14 protein-coding genes are annotated in these 21,758 nt (G+C 48.6%); all 14 read right to left on the bottom strand.

All coding sequences use genetic code 11. From position 1 onward, the window contains the following. Positions 1-145: 145 nt before the first annotated feature. The gene (locus MMS95_RS19240; RefSeq protein ID WP_021504313.1) at positions 146-1,276 is read right to left on the bottom strand and encodes a glycosyltransferase family 4 protein; all 1,131 of its coding nucleotides are present in this window, start codon (positions 1,274-1,276) and stop codon (positions 146-148) included. Continuing rightward, a complete protein-coding gene (locus MMS95_RS19245) occupies positions 1,269-2,414 on the bottom strand; it encodes a glycosyltransferase family 1 protein (protein ID WP_071826104.1) in 1,146 nt (381 codons plus the stop codon). The genes MMS95_RS19240 and MMS95_RS19245 overlap by 8 nt, the downstream gene beginning before the upstream one ends. A gap of 104 nt (positions 2,415-2,518) precedes the next feature. Further along, entirely contained in the window at positions 2,519-6,160 is a 3,642-nt protein-coding gene (locus MMS95_RS19250; RefSeq protein ID WP_025302184.1) for a glycosyltransferase, read from the bottom strand. Further along, complete coding sequence (locus MMS95_RS19255) at positions 6,160-7,497, bottom strand: class I SAM-dependent methyltransferase (protein WP_033633503.1); 1,338 nt, start codon at positions 7,495-7,497, stop codon at positions 6,160-6,162. Before MMS95_RS19255 ends, MMS95_RS19250 begins: the two co-directional genes overlap by 1 nt. Continuing rightward, complete coding sequence (locus MMS95_RS19260) at positions 7,494-8,711, bottom strand: ABC transporter ATP-binding protein (RefSeq protein WP_242142088.1); 1,218 nt, start codon at positions 8,709-8,711, stop codon at positions 7,494-7,496. The genes MMS95_RS19255 and MMS95_RS19260 overlap by 4 nt, the downstream gene beginning before the upstream one ends. Further along, on the bottom strand, positions 8,711-9,505 hold the full coding sequence (locus tag MMS95_RS19265; RefSeq protein WP_015377244.1) for an ABC transporter permease: 795 nt from the start codon (positions 9,503-9,505) through the stop codon (positions 8,711-8,713). Before MMS95_RS19265 ends, MMS95_RS19260 begins: the two co-directional genes overlap by 1 nt. Positions 9,506-9,507: 2 nt before the next feature. After that, positions 9,508-10,881: a phosphomannomutase CpsG gene (gene cpsG, locus MMS95_RS19270; protein ID WP_025302181.1), complete on the bottom strand. Its 1,374-nt coding sequence runs from the start codon at positions 10,879-10,881 to the stop codon at positions 9,508-9,510. A 14-nt stretch (positions 10,882-10,895) separates the two neighbouring features. Further along, complete coding sequence (locus MMS95_RS19275) at positions 10,896-12,308, bottom strand: mannose-1-phosphate guanylyltransferase/mannose-6-phosphate isomerase (protein WP_015377242.1); 1,413 nt, start codon at positions 12,306-12,308, stop codon at positions 10,896-10,898. Between the two features lie 609 nt (positions 12,309-12,917). Continuing rightward, positions 12,918-13,934 carry a UDP-glucose 4-epimerase GalE gene (gene galE / locus MMS95_RS19280; protein WP_015377241.1) on the bottom strand — a complete coding sequence of 339 codons (1,017 nt, stop codon included), beginning with the start codon at positions 13,932-13,934 and terminating at the stop codon, positions 12,918-12,920. Between the two features lie 143 nt (positions 13,935-14,077). Continuing rightward, positions 14,078-15,451: a phosphomannomutase CpsG gene (gene cpsG, locus MMS95_RS19285; RefSeq protein ID WP_033633505.1), complete on the bottom strand. Its 1,374-nt coding sequence runs from the start codon at positions 15,449-15,451 to the stop codon at positions 14,078-14,080. A 12-nt stretch (positions 15,452-15,463) separates the two neighbouring features. Beyond that, complete coding sequence (locus tag MMS95_RS19290) at positions 15,464-16,888, bottom strand: mannose-1-phosphate guanylyltransferase/mannose-6-phosphate isomerase (protein ID WP_139792490.1); 1,425 nt, start codon at positions 16,886-16,888, stop codon at positions 15,464-15,466. Between the two features lie 274 nt (positions 16,889-17,162). Next, positions 17,163-18,539 carry a TolC family outer membrane protein gene (locus tag MMS95_RS19295; protein ID WP_033633507.1) on the bottom strand — a complete coding sequence of 459 codons (1,377 nt, stop codon included), beginning with the start codon at positions 18,537-18,539 and terminating at the stop codon, positions 17,163-17,165. Positions 18,540-18,541: 2 nt separating this feature from the next. Beyond that, positions 18,542-19,873: an HlyD family type I secretion periplasmic adaptor subunit gene (locus MMS95_RS19300; protein WP_004938859.1), complete on the bottom strand. Its 1,332-nt coding sequence runs from the start codon at positions 19,871-19,873 to the stop codon at positions 18,542-18,544. A gap of 52 nt (positions 19,874-19,925) precedes the next feature. Beyond that, positions 19,926-21,698: a type I secretion system permease/ATPase gene (locus tag MMS95_RS19305; protein ID WP_028127960.1), complete on the bottom strand. Its 1,773-nt coding sequence runs from the start codon at positions 21,696-21,698 to the stop codon at positions 19,926-19,928. Between the last annotated feature and the right edge of the window lie 60 nt (positions 21,699-21,758).

Raw genomic sequence — 21,758 nt, forward strand, 5'->3', positions numbered from 1 at the left:
TGTCTGAGGATGACCCTGCCGGCAACGTCGGCCAGCAGGTTTTGTGATGTGGCACACATGTTAACTCAGGATTGAGCCGGGTGGGTAGTGATTGGTGCGATAGGTCACATAACTCGTCTAAATTTTCAGTAACCTGCCAGACCATTCAATCGGGCTTATTATGCCTTCCCAGCAGGGATTCGTAGATTTTCGCGTATGCCTCGACCATTTGTTTGGAGGTGAACATCTCTTCGTAGCGTTCATACGCCTTATTACCGAATGTCTCCGCCAACTTGGGGTTCTCCCAAAGCTTATCCATTGCCTTTCTCAATGCCGAAGGATCCGATGGAGGGATCACCAGTCCCGTCTGATCATTGACGTTGATAAAGGTAGTCCCTGTCCCTATTTCACTTGAAATCATGGGTTTTCGGTACATGGCACCTTCCAGTAGCGAAATGCCAAACGCTTCCGAGCGCAAATGTGACGGAAATACAATACCATAGCTCAGCGTCAGTAGTGCCGATTTATCCTCATCCGGCAATGCGCCAAGAAAATGAACGTTTTTCAGTCCCAAGTTCTGAGCCTGCTCACGTAATTCACTTTCGATCGGCCCGGCCCCTACGATCACGATAGGATAGTTTGCACCGATAGCCGCCTCTAGCAGTATATGTAATCCTTTATAATAGCGTAACGTGCCAATAAATAAGAAAAATGGTTGGCCGAGCTGACGCTGCCATTTTTCCAAGCGGCTCGGTTCTGGCACCGGATATGTCTCTTTATCCAGACCTATCGGAATCACAGAGACTTTATTTTTGAACGTTTCCAATACGTCACTGGTGGCCACATAGTTCGGTGATGTTGCTACGATGCAATCTATTTTACGCAAGAACAGGTGCATCAGTGGCTTATATAACCTAAGAAGGTTTTTTTGCCTGATAATATCAGAGTGATAACTAACCACTGTCGGCTTATTCACTCCCGAGAGGAAGTGTACAAGATCCATGTATGGCCATGGGAAATGATAGTGGATGATATCCGCTTGCTCGCTGAGCTCTTTAAATTTCTTTATGACGCGAAATGAAAATGGGTTAGATGCAATGCTGAAATCTTGTCTGACTTTATGAGCTGTATGCTGTGAAATAGTTTCGCAACTATCCTTATCTGCAGGCGTTACGGACAAAACATCCGTCGATATACCCTTCTCTACACCACCTTCAGCGAGTTGGTATATCACTTGCTCAATGCCGCCAAATGAGTCAGGATAATAGGTTTTATAAAAATGGAGTACTTTAATCATTATTAGTCAATTTTTGATAAACGTTTAAAGTTTGGCTAGTGCAATTTTTCCAGGAAAACGTTGCTGCATGTGACAAACCTAATGCAATTGCATCCTTTCTCCACGCTTCATCTGTCAGCCCTCTGATAATAAGCTGCGTTAATAAGCTGACATCCTCAGGAGAGTGAGTTAATGCCGCATCACCTGCGATTTCCGGCAAAGATGAACTGTTGGAACAAATCACCGGAGTTCCCGAGCTCATCGCTTCCAATACCGGAAGCCCAAAGCCTTCATAGTGTGATGGGAAAACAAACAGCCTGGCTGCAGAGTACAATAATGGCAATTCTTCTGCAGCCGCAAATCCCAGATACTTAAGCCATCCCTCACGCTGTCCTCGCTCTATTTCCTGCATAATGTCATCATTGCGCCATCCCTTATAGCCGGAGAGGACTAATGGATAACGGGCACGCAATCCGTCAGGTAGTTTTCTATAAGCATGAATAAGGGAAAGAATATTCTTCCTCGGCTCAATGGTACCAACGAATAAGGTGAAGGCTTTATAGCTTAAATCAAATTTTTTTAAAACTCCAGATACGTGTTCTACCTGACGAGGGTAAAAATCAGGCGAGCTTGCCAGATGAACCGTGTGGATTTTCTCAATTGGATAATCGAAATATTCATGAATCTCTTTACGAATATAGTTCGAGACCGTGATGAGACCATTCGCCCTCGACAATGCTTTCATCATTTCTTTCTTGGTATAACGATTCCTTTTAGGATCGAAACAGTGCTCCCATTTAAAAGGAGAAAGATCATGAAACGTTGCCACTGCAGGGCCGTCAAAAGGAGGGAGGAAATAATTAGGTCCATGAAAAAGGCAACGTTCGTAGCCACGCAGCGCCTTCTTTTTTAGTTGTGGCATAAGCAATCTGTAGGTCTCAATAGCCAATGAATTGCTCTGCACAATTTTTTTCAACCAGTGACTACTATCAGATGTATTTTTTGCCGTAGGTATGTTAGATAAAAAACGGGTACCGGAGAAAAAATTTAGTTCTTCAATTTCGTTGTGGCTTTGCAAGCCTTTTGCCAACTCATAGGTATAACGCCCTATGCCAGTCAACGGGAACTTGATAGGCTCAACGGAAAGAATTATTTTCATCTAAAGTCACATTCCATAGAATATCTATGCTTTCAACATAGTAGATTCAATGCAGTAGTAGAAATCACACCTACTGCATTGAATAAGGCTATAGCTAGAGGAGGTTATTTGAAATGTTTTGCTCTTAACAAGCCCGCACACATGTTTTCTAGCCGTCTGGCAACGGCATGATAATCATGCTGCTCGCACCACGCATCAGCACGTCGTTGCGTTTCAACTGCACTCGAAGAGTTTTTAACAATCTCAGAAATAATATCTGCAATACCTTCAGCAACATCCACTACGGAGGTTCCCTTCAATTTGAAGACAGCGTCACCAAGATCATCAAAAATAGCGAGCGGCGTCACTGCCACAGGTTTATGCGTCGCCATGCCGTAGCGAACGGCACCACTGGCCGATTCGCCGGTATTTTGATACGCGAAAACCAGCAGATCGGCGTCAGAGAGCAGACGTAAGCTTTCTTTATCATCAAGAAAATCGTTATGCATCTCTACCAGATCTTCAACCTTCAAATTAGCCGCAGTCTCTTTAAGCTCACGAACCAAAGCGGTGGATTCACTGACGGGGTATTCCGCATTGACCAACCTTAGTCGAATAGGGTTCCCCGCTTTTTTCAAATAGGCCACGGCTTCGATAAGTTCCTTCAACCCTTTATGCGGCAGGCAAAAACCATAGCTGGCAACCAAAGGCGGCAGATTGCGATGAGCAGTCGATGCCAGAGCGGGATAGTTAATCACGCCATGTGGGAACAGAGTTACATTATTGACTAATCCAAGCAACTTCAGGCGGTTGATATCAGCAATAGAATGAACCAGCAAACGGTCACACATTTTCAACGCGTCAGTCATTTCTGATAAACGGAAATTCCAATACGGCTCTTTTTCGATCGGATCAACCGTCGAATGCATGGCCATAACGATAACCCGTCCCGCCTGGTGATGCCTTTTGATAAAGGCCGATAACTCGCGGTGGTTAAAGAATCCATAGTTAAACTGGATGACCAAGGTGTTCAGATTCAGGGTTTCAATTTGAGTATCTAAAGCATCAAGGTAATTGTCTTCTTTTCCAACAACCCAACTCCTCAGAACGTTACCTTCGTCCGCGTGTACCAGATCATTTGCTGTCGGTGCAAAAATCACAATTTGGTCGCTGGGCATGTCAGCTACCAAATGTTGGGAATAGGTGGCGATGCCGCATTTGGTATTCCACGTCGAGAGCCAGCCAATGCGGGGTTCCACTTGAGCGACGTCAAAATGCTTACGCAATTCGCCTACCGCAGCCTTTGATCGCTGCGCAACCGAGCTCCAGGTAAACTGACTAAGTATCAGTTCACGCCCTTTTGCTGCCATTGCCGATAGTTGCTTTTTGTCAGTCGCCGCCGCCTGCGCCATCGCCTCGGCCAGTTTATCAATATCGGCATGCACCCATGATGAAGAAAACAGGCCAAAATGGGTCTTCGCGCGTTCAAAACGATAATCAACCAGCCATGAATTTTCCTGCGTGCAAAAATCAAGCTGCCCGCTCCAACCAGTGGTGATAGCGGGTAAACCGCTCAACATCGCCTCCGCAATCGGCAAACCAAATCCTTCAGCACAGCTTGCCGCCACCAAGACATCACACTGTTCATAGAGCGCTTTCAGCTCTTGTTCCGGCATATCTTGTTCGATAATAATGACATGGGGATAATTGACGTGCCGCTTCTGAGCTTGCGTTAGCCATGCCTGAATTTCATTGTGCGGGTTAGGGAAAGTTTTGATGACCAGGGAAACATCATCCTCTCCGGTAAAAGCGGCGCCATAGGCCGCCAGCATCGCCTGAACCCCCTTCCGCGGGAAGCACGAAGAAACATGCAGGAATTTGAATGCCTTGGCATTCAGTTGCGGAGGATTGGCTGACTGAATCCGCTCCCAGTGCTCGCAACCATTCCCGACATTAAAAACGGGAACTTTAGTACCATTATCAATCAATACTTTGCGCACATGTTCTGAAGTGCAAAGGATCGCATCCAATTCACGGTTGAAATTATTGATCCAACCTTGTGGAAAGCCACTTTCTTCCCATGCATAGCAATGCAAAAGCTTCACATCCGCAGCCATGTTGCTGACACGTGGCGGATAGATATTGCGGCTCAATACATTAACCTGCTGCTCACTCCGCTGCTGCAAACGCGAATGGAATGCCTTCAAATCCGCATTACTTTCATCACTCAGGAAGGTTTCATTTGGAGCAAAGTCGCCAGGCCCTTCCGTTGAATGCAGCAGAACGTCAACATTGTCGCGACTGAGTGCTCGCGCGAATTCTCGATTTACCAAAGCCAGGCTATAGGAGCTGTCAAAAGGTCCTTCAACGCGCCAAGAGAGAGACTCTAGCGCAATGCCTTGCAACTCGAGTCTTTTGGCATTTCTATCCATCGCCTCAGCGGTTGACCGCAGATCGTTATCCGAAGGCTCTTCACGACATTTGATCGAGGAAACGGCGGAGATCAATTGCGATGACGTTACCGATTCAAACTCCACATCTCCGGCCTCAGCAACTAACCGCTCAAAACGAGACAAGGCGATAGTTCCCGCCTTATCCCACGAAAACTTGGCGGATTGCTCCAAAGCGTGTTTCTTTAATTGAGCGAGGAAAACGTCATCGCTTAAAGCCTGTTGAAGCTTGTCTCTTATTGACTCAACAGAATAGGGATCAAACAGCGCATCGGCATAACCGATCACTTCCGGGATACTGGTGACGTTAGAACCGATTGTCGCCGCACCGCACGTCATGGCCTCCAGAATCGGTAATCCAAAGCCTTCATGCAACGAAGCAAAGACAAACAACTTGGCCAACTGATAAAACACGACCAGATCCTGTTCCGATACATATCCAGTCAGAACCATCTCGTCATCACGCAGTTGTTGATTACGCGCGATGGAATGCAGATAACTGCGATCGCTGTCCGATAGCTTACTAACGATAACCAGTTGATTTTTTTCACGCAATTCAGGCGTTAATTTGCTGTAAGCCTCAATTAACCTCTTGAAGTTTTTACGGGAGTCAAAACCGCCAGGAGCATAAAGTACGACATCACGGGTAATGCCATATTTCTCTTTTAATTCAGAAAAATTATTAGCGGAAATCTCGCTGATATCAAAATGTTCTTCGGTCGCCGCCGAAATCGTGCATACTTTGCTTTCGGGAATATCCAACCACTCAATCACCTCCGAAGAAGTATAGTCCGAGTTGGTCAGCAGCAGATCCGCGTTCTTCAACCAATTGATTTTCTTTAAATAATAATCTTTATAAACGTCATCTTGCAGGTAAACATCCGCTTGTACCAAAGGGATTAGATCGTGATGCAACACCGCCACTTTAGTTTTTGGCGTTAATTTAGCGATCGACGTCACCGCATTATCTACATGCCCTTCGAACAAACTGGTTATAAAAACGACATCAGGTTTAAGATTATGTAAGAAGGCTTCACGCACATATTCCGCGCACTCACTGCGCCAAGCATTGTTTCTATCCATCGCTCTGACAGGGCCAGGCGCATACCAGATAACGATATTTTCGGCCGGCACTAAGCGAGCAAATTGCGCTTTAAGTTCAGCGATGGTTTCGGGAAACAGCGCAGACAAAGCAATAAAAATTTCGTGTTGACTGTTATTACGGATGATTGCCTTTGCAATCGAAAGAGTATAACGGCCAATACCCCGAAAACGGCTTTCCGTTTGTGCTCCTTGCAGGTCAATAACAATACGCATTATGAATCCCCGTGTTTCTTATTATTTATTCTCTTTAGCTGCTCATATATATCGATAGCTCTGCTCGTCATATTTTCCTTATACACAACATGACGTTCATTCGCCATAAGATCGGCGTGATAGTCAGGCGCGGAAATTAAAACCCGTCTGAAAACAGATTGCAGAAATCGGTAAGCACCCAGCTTTCTAGCGCTGGAAAGAATGAATGCTTTGAATTTAGGATGTTCATGGAATAAAGCCAGAGCCGTATTTATTCCCTTTCTCAAAACCTTTTTGGCTGCTTTGCGAGCTCGAGTTTTAACGCCTTGCTCACGCACCGCTTTAAATTGATATGAAACCCAACGCAATGGGGAGGTCACACGCCAGGAATTGCTGGTATGCGCATCAAAAAGCTGTTGTTGCAGACTCTGATTGTTAGCATGCACGTCAATGAGCTGCTGCTGTAGGCTTTGATTATTAGCATGTACAGCCATCAGCTCTTGATGTGACTTGTCCAATTGGTGCTGAAAACGCTCCAATTGGTTACTCACTTCGTGGAACTTCACTGTCTGCGCACGCAACGCCGTGTTCATTCGCTTAAACTCGTTATTCAAGCGTAGGTCATAGCGATCGCTTAAGCCGTCGAGAGTAACCCCATATTCTTTATCAAAATAGGCGTCCAACTCACCGACAATCGATGCCTCACCCTCTTTTTGGGCAATCATGCTATAGTCTGGGCTGACACCTTTCAACACATCGACCAAATATACCGATGTCTCTTCGTCTCTCAGTGCCGCTTTTTCCTGCAAACGCAGTATTTTAGTTCTCAGAAAACCGTAATAGTTCGGAATGAATTCGAGCAACGCTGGAGGCAGCGGATGGTTGTGCGTCGGATCCATATAAAAAGAACAGGTTCCAACGCTTACATTTTCGGGGTTTGGCGTCTCAAGAATCAGCAAACCGCCGGGTTTAAGCACCCGCAACGCCTCTTTCACCAAAGACTGTAAAAACTCGAAGGGCAGATGTTCTGCGATATGAAAACCGGTGATGGCCAGTAGACTGCCGTCCTCCTGCTGCTGGAGGAAATCCAGGCAGTCCATTTTCTTCACGTTCAGCCCAACCTGCAAAGCACGCTCGAGCATACCATCATCGAGATCAACCCCCATGGCAGGAATAGCATTATCTCGTAAGATCTCGAGCCATTCTCCACGCCCACAGCCAACATCGACAACTTCAGCTGAAGGGTAAATTTTTGCCAACGCCATAATAAAAGGAAGATATACAGATAAGCGTTGTTTGATATCTTGCACGCTCCCCCGATGTTTTTCCTCAAAAACGCGATAAAAATTACCACTCATTCAAAAATCTCCAACTTAGGGGGCAACCAAGCTACTCCAATAAAATCTTTCTCGTTTGAATTAACAACGTTGAAAACAACCGCCAGATCGCGCCATTCGTAATTTTTTCCAACATGAGTTCCTGCCGTATGTAACGCTACGGCAACCGAGTAAGACCCAACCCCCAAATTGGCAGAGAACGCAAATGAAAAGGTTCTCGATTCATTCTCTTTCAAATCGAATAATGGCTGTTTCAGGTGATGAGTATTGGTACCAAAAACCGGCTGTCCCAATCGGTCTTTAATCAAATATCCCACGACAAGTTCAGGAACAGCCTCATTGACATGCACCTTCACCTGAAGCTTGACAGGTTGCCCTACCGCTACCACCTCAATACTTTCACCTTCGGTACTAAGAAGACTAATATCGGTAATAGTTGCCTCGCCTGAGCCAGAGAGCGTCTGCAATTTTCCATTATTTTCAACCTGACGAATCGACACATTTTGCTTATCAGCGAGTAGGGCATTATAGTAATCCATTACTGCTTCAGGCTCACCCTCCATTTCTACTCTGCCTTTGTTAAGCAAAATAGCTCTATCACATATGCTTTGGATCGCTTGTTTGTCATGTGACACGAGCAAGAGGGTGGTTCCTAGCTTGCGAAACTCACGTATCCGCTCGAAACTCTTATGCTGAAAATAAGCGTCACCAACAGATAAGGCCTCATCAACAATCAAAATATCCGGGCGAATCGCTGTTGCAACGCTAAATGCCAATCGAACTTGCATACCGCTTGAGTAAACACGAACCGGTTGATCGATATAATCACCGATCTCAGCGAACGCCTCGATTTCCGGCATAAGTTCCGTAATTTTTTCGACGGACATACCCAGCAGTTGCCCTGACATATAAACGTTTTGGCGCCCGGTAAAATCCGAGTGAAAGCCCATGCCGAGCTCCAATAATGCCGCAACTCGACCGTCGAGAGCAATTTCGCCACAGGTTGGTTTCGCTGTGCCAGTAATCAATTTCAGTAATGTACTTTTACCGGCGCCGTTAATACCAATAATGCCTAACGCCTCACCAGGCTCAACATGAAAACTGATGTTCTGCAGGATCCATTTTAGTTTATGTTTGACGGTATTAAATGGCGAAATCCACTCAAGCAGACGCCCTGTCTTAGAGGCATACTGTTTGTATGCCTTGCCAACATTATGTACTTTTATGTAACTCATTATAACTCGTCCACCATATCTGCAGCGTGTTTCCTGAATAATCTCATACCAAACGCACAGAAAATTATGGCCAGAACCAATACTGGCCATAATGAGTACCAGTTAGGTTGCTGTTGGTATGCAAATATTGACTGGTATGCTTGCATAACTCGGGCCATTGGATTGTACATCAGCGATGTTCTGGCCCATTCAGGCAGCGAATTTAATACATAAACGATGGGTGTGAACCAGAACCAGAATTGCAATAATACGCCAACAAACTGCCCAACGTCCCGGAAGAAAACGTTCATCACGCCCAATGTCATACCCAGACCGACGGTGAACAGAACTTGCAGAGCCAAAACGGGTAAGACGGAGAAGAATAAAACCCCGGGAAAGTTTCCGGTAAAAACAAGAAAAATTAAAAACAGGCTAAATATAATGGCGAAGTTTAAAATCGCAGACGCGGTCACAATGACCGGCAAGCAAATCTTTGGGAAACTGAGCTTTTTTATTAAGTTAGCATTAGTAATGAAGACACTTTGGCTTTTATCAAGAATTTCAGTAAATAATCCCCACGTCAGCACCCCAGAGCAAAGATAAATACTATAGGCAAAAGGACCTGAATTATCAGGCATCCGTGCCTTCATCACTTCTGAGAATACCAGTGTATATACCAAAATCATCGCTAACGGCTGCAATACCAGCCATAAAGCTCCCAACATGCTGGTTTGGTAACGGGACTGAAAGTCCCGCTTAATACTGCTCCAAATAAAACCCCGGTAACCATAGATGGCTAATAACATTTCTTTCATCGTTATTCTCCGCCTAAGAGCGCCAGAATCTCTTTAGTTTTTTTCTGCATCAATTCAACATCCCCTTTTGACTCAACATTCAAACGTACAACAGGTTCAGTATTCGATGTCCGCAGATTAAAACGCCATTCATTGAATTCAAGGCTGATACCATCTGTCATGTCAAAAGCCACGGCATCATCTTTGTAAACGCCTAAAACACGCTCAATGGCAGCTTTAGCATCAGGCAATTTGCGATTAATCTCACCAGATGCTGGATACGCTTCCATACGATCCTTCACTAGCTGACTCAACACACTGCCTTTAACTGAAAGTAAACCCGCTACCAATAGCCATGGAATCATACCGCTGTCACAATAAGCGAAATCACGGAAGTAATGGTGCGCACTCATCTCGCCACCATAGATAGCATCTTCTTTGCGCATGCGCTCCTTGATAAAGGCATGCCCCGTTTTGGACATAACAGGGATGCCACCAGCTTGGGTAACGATATCGATGGTATTCCATGACAGACGAGGATCATGAATAATCTTGGAGCCAGGGTTGGCTTGCAGGAAAGCTTCTGCCAATAGGCCAACGATATAGTAGCCCTCGATGAAAGCGCCCTTCTCATCAAACAGGAAACAACGATCGAAATCACCGTCAAAAGCAATTCCCATATCCGCCTGATGCTCAAGCACGGCTTTTGCTGTGTCATCCCGACATTCAGGTAATAACGGGTTAGGGATACCGTTAGGGAAATTCCCATCAGGTTGATGATGAACCTTTACAAAGGTAACGGGAATATTTTCTTGCTGGAAACGTCGCTCTATTTCGTCGATAACATGGCCTGCAGCACCATTTCCAGAGTTAATGACCAACTTCATTGGCTTCAATGCTGTTGCATCAATATACTTCAGCAAATGATCTACATAATCGGTGAGAATGGATATTTGTTGATAACTACCACGTTTATCCTTCACTACCGCAGGAAACGTATTTTCTTCCGCTAATTTTTTAATCGCAAATAAACCGGTATCACCACTAATCGGCTGAGCATTTGCTTTAACCAGTTTCATACCATTATAATTCATTGGATTGTGGCTAGCAGTAACTTCAATGCCGCCATCCATATTCAAATGGAAAGTGGCAAAATAGACTTCTTCAGTGCCACTCATACCAATGTCATATACGTCAACACCAGCATCCTGCAATCCGTTGGCGAGAGCCACTTTAAGAGACTCGCTGGTCAGCCGTACATCGCCACCTACGATAACGCGCTGAGGTTTCAGGTATTCGCCATAAGCTCGGCCGATACGATAGGCAATATCCTCATTCAGCTCTTCACCTAGTTGACCACGGATATCATACGCTTTAAAACAAGTTAAGGCACTCATTAAAACCTCAAAAATTAGCAACGACCGTAATGATCTTTAATACGGATAATGTCATCATCACCTAAATAAGAGCCTGACTGAATCTCAATCAGCTCCAAAGGAATATTTCCGGGATTTTCTAAACGGTGGACAACCCCAATTGGAATGAATGTCGACTGATTTTCTGTAAGTAAGAACGTTTTATCCCCCGTTGTTACTTTAGCCGTACCAGAAAGAACCACCCAGTGTTCCGTGCGGTGATGGTGCATTTGCAGAGAAAATGCTTCCCCGGGATTAACGGTGATACGATTGACATTAAAACGCTTTTCAGCAACCAAAATATCGCAAATACCCCATGGTCGATAAACCTCGCGGTGTCTTCGATATTCACTCCGCTTATGTTTTTTCAGATACTCAACAACTTTTTTAACGTCCTGAACTTTCGACTTATCAACCACGAGAACGGCATCTTTAGTGTTAACAATAACCAGATTATCTACGCCAACAGCCGCAACTAATTTTTCATCAGTATTGATATAGCAATCACGGGTATTATGCAGGAAAGTGTCGCCGGTCAATGCATTACCAGCCCCATCTTTCTGGCTGACTTCCCATAATGCAGACCATGAGCCGACATCACTCCAACCGGCATCCAGCGGGATCATGACCGCATCTTGTGTTTTTTCCATTACCGCATAATCGACCGACTCGTCTGGGCAACTCGCAAAGGCGTCGCGATTGACATTGATAAAGTTTTTGTCACATTCGGTATCATCCAGCGAGCGGCGACAGGCAGCCAGGATATCGGGACGGAATGCCTCCAGTTCCTCCAGGTAACGCTTGGCACGGAACATGAACATACCACTGTTCCAAAAATATTCACCGGAGTCGACATAAGCCTGAGCGGTTGCGAGATCAGGTTTCTCAACAAAACGTTTTACGTTAGCGGCCACCGCTTTATCATCGCAGCACTCTCCACGCTGGATGTAACCATAACCAGTTTCTGGACCTGTCGGCACAATACCAAACGTAACCAGGCTTTTTTCCGCTGCGTAAGGCAATGCTGCTTCGATCGCCTGGTGGAAAACATTCACATCCTTGATGATATGGTCTGCTGCCAATACCAGCATGATAGGATCGTTACCTGCTGCGGTAGCATTCAATGCAGCCAGAGCAATCGCTGGCGCAGTATTTCTGCCAATGGGCTCCAGGATAATGTTGTGTGACAACATATCAATTTGACGCAGCTGTTCAGCCACCATAAAACGGTGGTCTTCGTTGCAGATTACAACAGGCTCACCGATCTCCACGCCATCGAGTCGTTTCAACGTTTCCTGAAGCATTGAATTTACGCTGTGCAAGCGCAAAAACTGCTTAGGGTGGAGTTCTCGTGACATCGGCCATAAACGGCTACCAGTACCGCCTGCCATAATTACAGGTAATAACATTTTTTGTCCTTATGACGCTAAAAATATATAAAGCTTTAAATACAATATGTTAAGTTAGGTCACACCAATACATAACGTTCAATCATCGCGCTTACTATTGCCTTATGCAGTGCTTAGATGAAGGCCAAACAGCAACGAAGGGCATTTCGCTGGCAGTGATAATACAGGAGATTACTCAACCTCTCACGGTGACGAAGGCCTGCAAAAATCACGCTACCGCCCTTGGCTCAACAGCTACCAACCGACTGATCTTGCTTTTGAATTTTATCCATGGCCAAAACTCGCCACACTGTTGTACCTCGCATATGGCACAAAAAGCCATACTCGTGTCCCCCCCTGTCAGGTATAGGGGACGGATATAATAAATATTTTTGCTGCGTATGCTACCACCTTAACCATCAAAACACCTGTAGATTATCCGCTTTTTCAGGCTTATCTGAGATGAACGCTCACTCAGCACCCGAAAAGGGCTTAACCCGTGTAACAATCGCGATCGCATTGTTAAATACGTTATAATATTTAAAGAATGTGTATCCTGGTGGGATGCATGATTGCGATCGCAAACCGCAATCATGATCTAACAAAGAGAGGGAGCTTATCTGTAAGGTATTACTTTTGGTAACCTTGTGGATTAGTGCGCTGCCAATTCCAAGTATCGCGCATCATATCATCAATGCCTCGGCTGACTTTCCATCCCAGCTCCTGATAAGCCAGATCGGCATTGGCCCAGAAAGCAGGCAGGTCGCCATCGCGACGTGGCAAGATCTGATAAGGGATCGTTACGCCTGACGCTTTCTCAAACGCCTGAACCATCGCCAGCACCGAATGCCCTACGCCAGCCCCAAGGTTGTAGGCCTTAAATCCATTGATCTTTGGCAGATGATCCATCGCCTTCAGGTGGCCTTCGGCCAGGTCCATGACATGGATGTAATCGCGTTCTCCCGTTCCATCGTTTGTCGGATAATCCCCACCGAAAATACCCAGCTTCTCCAGCTTGCCGATAGCCACTTGTGAGATGTACGGCAGCAGGTTATTGGGAATGCCATTGGGATCTTCACCAATCAAACCGGACTCGTGAGCACCTACCGGATTAAAATAACGCAAGGCGATAATCGAGAACTGAGGCTCTGCTTTAGCGAAATCTTGCAGGATCTGCTCCACCATCAACTTTGATGTCCCATAAGGGCTGGTTGTCCCGCCGATCGGTGTCGTCTCTACATAAGGTACCGGCGAATTGGCACCATAGACAGTGGCAGAAGAGCTAAAGATAAAGTCGTGCACGCCGGCACGACGCATAGCATCCAACAACACCAGCGTGCCGGTAACGTTATTCTGATAATACTCCAGCGGCTTGCGCGTTGACTCCCCTACCGCCTTAAGACCGGCGAAATGGATCACGGCAGTGATCTCATGAGCGCCAAAGATGCGCTGCAGGCATTCGGCATCCTGAACGTCTCCCTGATGGAACTCTGCGGCTTTCCCCGACAGTTTCTCCACCCGCTGCAATGACTCCGCAGATGAGTTGGACAAATTATCCAACACCACGACGTCCTCGCCACGCTCCAGGAGCGATAGCACGGTGTGTGATCCGATGTAACCAGCACCACCGGTAACTAAAATTGCCATATCCCCCCCTTATACTTCGCAACATTCTTGATTCGACAAAAACGCCCTTATCGATACCGGGCGCATCATACAACCTTCTGGGCGTACCATGAAGAGAGAGCGGTAAAACCGCTCTCATCCTAGACTATTCAATGTATTAATCGTTAAATTTGTGCACCGAGCAACGCCAAAATCTCGTCGGTCTTCGCTTGCATCAGCGCAACATCGGCGCGCGATTCGACATTAAGACGCACAACAGGTTCCGTATTGGAGGAACGCAGGTTGAAACGCCAGTTTGCGAACGACATGCTGATGCCATCGGTATAGTCTACCTCATCCGCTTGCGCCAAATAGTATTGCTTGACGCTTTCAATGGACACGGCCGGCTGTGTCAGTTTGATATTGATCTCACCGGAAGACGGGTAGGCGGCAATGCGATCCTGTACCAGTTGCCCCAAAGTTTGTCCTTTCACACTGACCAGTTCGGCAACCAACAGCCACGGGATCATGCCGCTGTCACAATAAGCAAAATCACGGAAATAGTGGTGGGCGCTCATCTCACCGCCATAAATGGCGTCTTCCGCACGCATGCGTTCCTTAATGAAAGCATGGCCGGTTTTCGACATCACGGGCACGCCACCCGCATCGGTGACCACATCGACGGTATTCCAACTCAGACGCGGGTCGTGGATGATCTTCGCTCCCGGCTGTTTCTGCAGGAAGGCTTCCGCCAGCAAGCCGACGATGTAATAACCCTCAATGAAATCGCCTTTTTCATCGAACAGGAAGCAGCGATCGAAATCGCCGTCGAACGCGATCCCCATATCAGCGCCATGCTCACGCACCGCATCGGCGGTATCCGCGCGACATTCAGGCAGCAAAGGGTTGGGAATACCGTTAGGGAAAGCCCCGTCCGGCTGGTGATGCACCTTGATAAACTCCAACGGCACGCCCCGCGCCTTGAGTTGCGCCTCGATGGCATCAATCACATGCCCTGCCGCACCGTTGCCCGAGTTGAGCACCAGCTTCAACGGCTTGAAGTTTTTCACGTCGACGTAAGACAGTATGTGCTCTACATAAGCCCCCAATACGTCCTGGCGGACATAGCTACCGCGCGTTGCTGCCGGCGCCTGAAAGTGATTTTTCTCCGCCAGTTCTTGAATCGCTCGTAGCCCGGTATCGCCGCTGATTGGGCGAGAGCCTTCGCGCACTAACTTCATGCCATTGTAATCGATAGGATTATGGCTGGCGGTCACTTCCACGCCACCATCGGTTTTTAAATAGGTTGTGGCGAAATAGATTTCTTCGGTACCGGTTAAACCGATGTCTATCACATCAGTGCCAGAATCCTGTAAACCTTTCGCCAGCGCCAGTTTCAGGCTTTCACTGGTCAACCGCACATCGCAGCCCAACACGATCCGTTTGGGCTTCAAAAACTCGCCATAGGCACGCCCAATACGATACGCGATGTCCTCATTCAGCTCTTCGCCCAGCTTTCCCCGGATGTCATAAGCTTTAAAACACGTCAATTTTTGCATTACCAAACCCTGTTAAACTCTGCCATAGCGATCTTGCAAACGCTCAATATCATCTTCTTCCAGATAGCGCCCCGACCTGACCTCGATCATTTCCAAATCGATTTTTCCCGGGTTTTCTAGCGTATGGACACTGCCCGCAGGAATGAAGGTAGACTGATTTTCCGACAAGAAGAACTCTTGATCATCAACGTTAACTCTTGCTGTCCCACTCACAACGATCCAATGTTCGGCACGGTGGAGATGGCGTTGCACCGACAACCCCTCCCCTGGCCGCACAATGATTTTCTTCACCTGGAAGTGCGTGCCGCTGTCGATGTCGCAAATCTTGCCCCAGGGCCGGTAGGCGGTGGAATGTTGGCGAAAATGATGAAGATTGCGCTTTTTAAGCTCATCAACCACTTTCTTTACATCCTGTACTTTATCCTTATGAGCGATCAGCAAGGCGTCAGTGGTGTTGACCACGATCAGGTTTTCCAACCCAATGGTTGCCACCAACGCAGACTCCGAAGAGATGTAATTGTCACTGGAGTCGATCGAAATAACGTCACCCACATTGACATTGCCCAACGGATCTTTCTCGGAAACGTTCCACAATGAAGACCAAGAGCCGACGTCGCTCCAGCCGGCATCAATGGGAATCACTACGGCATCACGCGTTTTTTCCATCACCGCATAGTCGATGGAATCACTTGGACAGTGTTTGAAGATGTCTTGCTCAACCCGGATAAAATTCATGTCGCGTTGGCTCTTATCCACAGACTGCTGGGTTGTGCTAAAGATGTCGGGGCTGAACTGCCGCAATTCCTGTAAGAACTTGGCGGTCTTGAACATGAACATACCGCTGTTCCAACTATAATCTCCGCTGGCGAGGTATTCGACCGCTTTCTCCAAACGTGGTTTTTCCACGAATGCATCAACCTTGAAACAATCATTGGACAGGTGACTGCCGCGTTTGATGTAGCCGTACCCGGTTTCCGGATGTTCCGGAATAATGCCAAACGTGACCAGATGGTTATTGCCTGCAAACGAGATAGCCGTCTGGATCGCCGCGTGAAAATTATCGACCTTCGTGATCAGATGATCTGCAGCCAGCACCAAGAGCATGCTGTCTTCGTCTTCTTCCGCTGCAAGATGAGCGGCTAACGCCACTGCCGGCGCAGTATTGCGCCCTACGGGCTCTAAAATGATATTGGTCGCTAATTGTCCGATTTCACGCAATTGCTCGGCAACCAAAAAACGATGTTCCTCATTGCAAATGACCAAAGGAGCGGCAATTTCAATACCGCCCAGCCCCGACAAGCGCTGTAACGTCTGTTGCAGCAGGCTCATCCCACTGTCATCAATAGAAAGAAACTGTTTAGGGAACGATTCTCGCGACATCGGCCACAGACGGCTCCCAGCACCGCCGGCCATAACCACAGGGATTAATTTGGACATTATCTACCCTTTACTCCGCCATCTTTCCTAAACGAAGACGCTACACGTCACTGACGTCATCATTCTAAAATTCATACGATCATCAACCCATCGCCGCGTTTTTGCTAAAAGTATCAATTCCTCTAACCTACAGCCCTTTACAGGAATGATGTTCAGAAATAAACCCGACGAGTAAAAACACAGGAGGAACAACCTGCCGATAACATAACGTATTAACGAAAAAAGAGCAGCATAGCGCTGCTCTTTCAGATTAATGCTCATAGTGAATATGTTGCTAACGACTGCGGGCAAAATACTGCGCGACCCGCATAACGTCTTTTTCATCCAACGTACCGGAGTCGCTCAGCAAGGTGATCCATGATTTGATGTAGGCGTACTTGGCGGAGGCCAGATCGCGTTGGGCGCTATAGAGCTGCTGTTCGGCGTTGAGCACATCGACGTTGACGCGTTGCCCGGCCAGCACGCTCTGCCGAGTCGCCGTCACCTGTGTAGTAGCCGATTGTACCGCCAATTCATAGGCCGCTACCTTGGCGCGGCTGCTGATGCACAAATTGTATTGCTTGCGCAGATCGTTGAGCGTGGTGCCCGTCTGTGCATCCATTTCATACATCGCCTGGCCATAGCGCGCCGCCGCCTGCCGGGTCGACGCCGAAACGCCGCCGCCGGAATAAATAGGCATGCTGACCTGCACGCCGATGCTGTCGGTACGGTATTTCTGGTTAACCGTATTATCGCTGCTGGAGTCGTTTTCCGAATGCGAAGCATACAGCTGCACCTGCGGCATAAAGCCCGCACGATTCCTTTCGACATCATACTTGGCGGCATCCACGCCATGACGCGACGCGGCCAGCACCGGGTTGTTCTCCAGCGCGATCTTCTGCCAATCTTCGAACCTGGACGGGATCAGCGGTGCCACCTTGAACTTGCCCGGCCGCAAAACCTGCAATTCATCCAGTTGGTTCAGCGGCATACCGATAATCACTTCCAGCTCGCGCTGTGCGGCGTCCAGCGCGTCGCGCGCTTCAATTACCTGCGCTTCGGCCAGGCTGTAGCGCGCCTGGGTTTCCGATACGTCGGTAATGGTGCCTTCACCCGCGCTCATCAGGCGATCGTTCAAGGTCAGCTGTTCCTTGTAAGCCGCCTTTTGCGCTTCGGCCAACGCGATTTGATCCTTGGAATAGGCGACTTCGACATAGGCGTTAATCACCCTAACAGCGAGATCCAGCAACTTGCCGCGATAGCGCTCGTCCGACATCATCGTCTGTGCCACACCGGCTTTGTAGCGCGCGTACGCTTCATAGTCGAATAGCGGCTGCGTCAGCGTGATCGAACTGGAATAACTGCGATATTGCTGCCGCCGGGTGACCTCCGAAACATTGCCGAAAAAGTCGCTCTGCGGGTACTTTTGCGTCTGCCAGTTGCGCGGCGAATTCTGATAGTTCAGCGATACCTTCGGCAGCAGCCCCGCCCTGCCGATGTTTTCGTTTTCATCTCCCGCCTCTTTCTCTTTTATAGCCGCCCGGAAAGTCGGGTCCTTCTCTAATGCCAGCGAATATGCGTCTAAAATCCCTATCGAATAAACCGGCGCAGATATCGCAAACAAAAGGGTGCCGATAACCAGACCGGCAGCCTGTCGTTTTGATTGAATCAAAATTATTCCTCGGTTAATGAAGTATGAGCGCGATCCAAAATAGGTTTAAACAGATAACTCAGCAGCGAGCGTGAGCCCGTTTTCACGAACACCTCGACCGGCATCCCCGGCTTGATGTCCTCGCCACTGAGCATCTTCATGCCCTCCGGCGAGACCGTGACCTGCATCTGGTAGTAAGGTTCTCCATTGGCTTTGTCGACCAGGCGGTCGGCGGAAACCAGCGTGACCGTCCCCGGAATTTTCGGGGTTTTGTTTTGGTTGAAGGCGGTAAACATCAGATCCACCGGCAACCCGTTGTACACCTTGTCGATCAAATCGACTTTCAGGCGAGAATCCACCACCAGCGTCGCCTGGCTGGGTACAACGTCCATCAGGTGGTCACCCGCTCCCACGACGCCCCCCTGAGTGAAAATATTCAATCCGACCACGGTGCCATCCACCGGTGAGGTGATGGCGGTGTTGCCCAGATCGAAGTCGGCCATTTGCAGCTTGTTGCGGAACTCGCTGGCGTCCATTTGGGTTTGCGCCAGTTGCGTCCTGACCTCGCGCTGATAGTCGGCGAAGCGCTGATCGATACGCTGCTGAGATTCCTGCAGCTGCTTTTGCAATTGACCAATCCGCCCGATGGTTTCATCGATGCTGCTGTTCACCTCAGCGAACTGGCGCTGGACCTCCAGATAACGGTTGCGCGGCAAATAACCGTCCGCCGCCAGTTGCTTCATGCTGTTCATCTGCTCACGCAGGCTGGAAAGTTGGATCTGCTTGTTGGCGCGCGAATCCTGCAGGCCTTTCAACTGGAAGCGGATCCCATCCATCGACTGCTTATAACCGTCAATTTCACTTTGCAGCCCCTGGCGGCGAGAGGCGAACAGCTGCGTTTGCAACGCGATGATTTCGGCCACGCGCGGCTGATCCTTAACCTGGGTGAAAACAGGGGAAAAAGTGACCTTGCTCAGACCATCGCGTTCAGCCAGTAAACGCCCTTCAGTGGCCAGCGTGGTGTAGTACTGATCGCGCAGCGAATCAACCTGAGCCTGTGCCTGCACCTGGCTCAATTGCACCAGAACCTCACCGGCTTTCACCTTGTCGCCGTCTTTCACCGCGATGTTCTTGATGATGCCACTGGCCGGGGCCTGCACCGTTTTGCGGTTGCCGGAAACGGTTACCGATCCCGGTGATGCCACCCCTTTATCCAGAGGGGCGAACGCTGCCCAGGCCAGAAATCCGAACAGACCAATTCCCACTACCAGCCAGCCCATCCGGGTAAACCGCCGTTCGTCCTGCGGGATCTCTTCAATATACGAGTCTTGCGGCTCGCCAATATGCGTCGACATACCAACTCCTTTAAACTGCGGATGGCAATAAAGCCATCAGGCAATTCACGGCTTAATTAATTTGCGTTTTTGGGATGTTGCCTTCATCCGGCTCAGAATTTACCGCCCTCACCGCTTGCTGAGGCTGTTGCGTCTGGGCTTTTTGCGCATTGGCCAACGCCTGAAGCACTTGTTGAGTCGGGCCGAACGCGTTGACGTTGCCATTCACCAACAGCAACAACTTGCTGGTCATCGACAGCAAATTGGTGCGATGGGTAATCAGAACCACCGTTTTATTACGTTGCTTGAGGAACATAATCGCCTGGTTCAACGCTTTCTCGCCCGCATCATCCAGATTGGAGTTAGGCTCATCCAATACCACCAGCGAAGGATCGCCGTACAAGGCGCGCGCCAGGCCGATACGCTGTTTCTGTCCACCGGACAACCCAGCGCCGCCGTTGCCGAGCACCGAATCGTAGCCGTTAGGGAAACGCAGGATCAGTTCGTGTACACCGGCCAGCTTAGCGGCTTCAATGACTTTCTCTGAGTCGATATCGTTAAAGCGAGCGATATTCTCGGCGATAGTCCCGGCAAACAGCTCAATGTCCTGCGGCAGATAGCCGATATACGGCCCCAATTCATCCTTGTTCCACTGATAGATGTCAGCATTATCCAACCGAACAATCCCTTCACTGACCGGCCAAATGCCGACCAGCAAACGCGCCAGCGTCGATTTCCCCGACGCGCTCGGGCCAATGATCCCCAGCACGTCACCGGGCTGGATGGCAAAAGTCACGTTATGCAATACCGCATCGCCTTTGGAGCCCGGCGGCGTGGCGGTGACGCCTTCTACTGCGAGTACCCCTTCCGGACGCGGCAAGGACATACCGGTACCACGTTGCGGGTGCGTTTCCAGCAGCTTGACCAACCGGCCATAAGAAAGCTTCGCCGCGCTGTAGCTCTTCCAGACGTTAATAACCTGCTCAATCGGCGCCAGCGTTCGCCCCATCAGAATGGAGCCGGCGATCATCATACCAGGCGTAATGTGCCCATCGATCGCCAGCCAGCCCCCCAGCCCCAGCACCAGCGATTGCAGCGACATGCGCACAAACTTGGTGATCGATGTGACCCGCGATGCGCGTTCGCTGGCGATGCGCTGACTGTTCAAAAACCGCTGGTGCAGACCGAACCACCGGCGTTTCAGGTTAGGCAACATCCCCAAAGCCTCGATCACTTCGGCATTTCGCAGATTGGTGCTGGCCAGCGTACCGGACATAATCGACAGCTTGCTGGCCTCCGCCAGCGGCTTTTTCGACACCATTTCGTTGATCACCGCCAATGCGATCAGCAACAGTGCACCGACCAGGGCGAAAAGCCCCAACCAAGGGTTAAAGAGGAATATCACCAACAGATAGATCGGAAACCACGGCGCATCAAAGAAGGCGAACAGCGCGCTGCCGGTAAGGAATTGACGCAGATTGGTCAAGTCGCTCAGCATCTGGCCGGCGTCAGACGAACCGTTTTTCAGATTCGCCTCGTAGGCCGCAGTGTAGACTCGCGTGTTGAGACGCATATCCAGCTGACTGCCGATACGGATCACCACCATGCTGCGCACGTATTCCAACAGCGACATCATGCCGAACATGCCCAGCATGATCAGCGTCAGCATCAACAGCGTGATTTCATTACGAGAAGGAAGCACCCGGTCGTAAACCTGGAGCATATAGATAGAAGGAACTAGCATTAATAGATTAATAAATGCGGTAAATATGCCAACGGTCCAAAAAACCTTACTGCGAGTCCGTATAACATCCGCAATTTCATTGCGCGGTATAAATTGATTCACTTTCTGCCCTTACATCATGTGCACTGTCAGTCAAAATCCGCATTGGACTCTTATAAGGAA

This window comes from Serratia sp. PGPR-27 (assembly GCF_022678525.1).
Taxonomy (GTDB): domain Bacteria; phylum Pseudomonadota; class Gammaproteobacteria; order Enterobacterales; family Enterobacteriaceae; genus Serratia; species Serratia nematodiphila.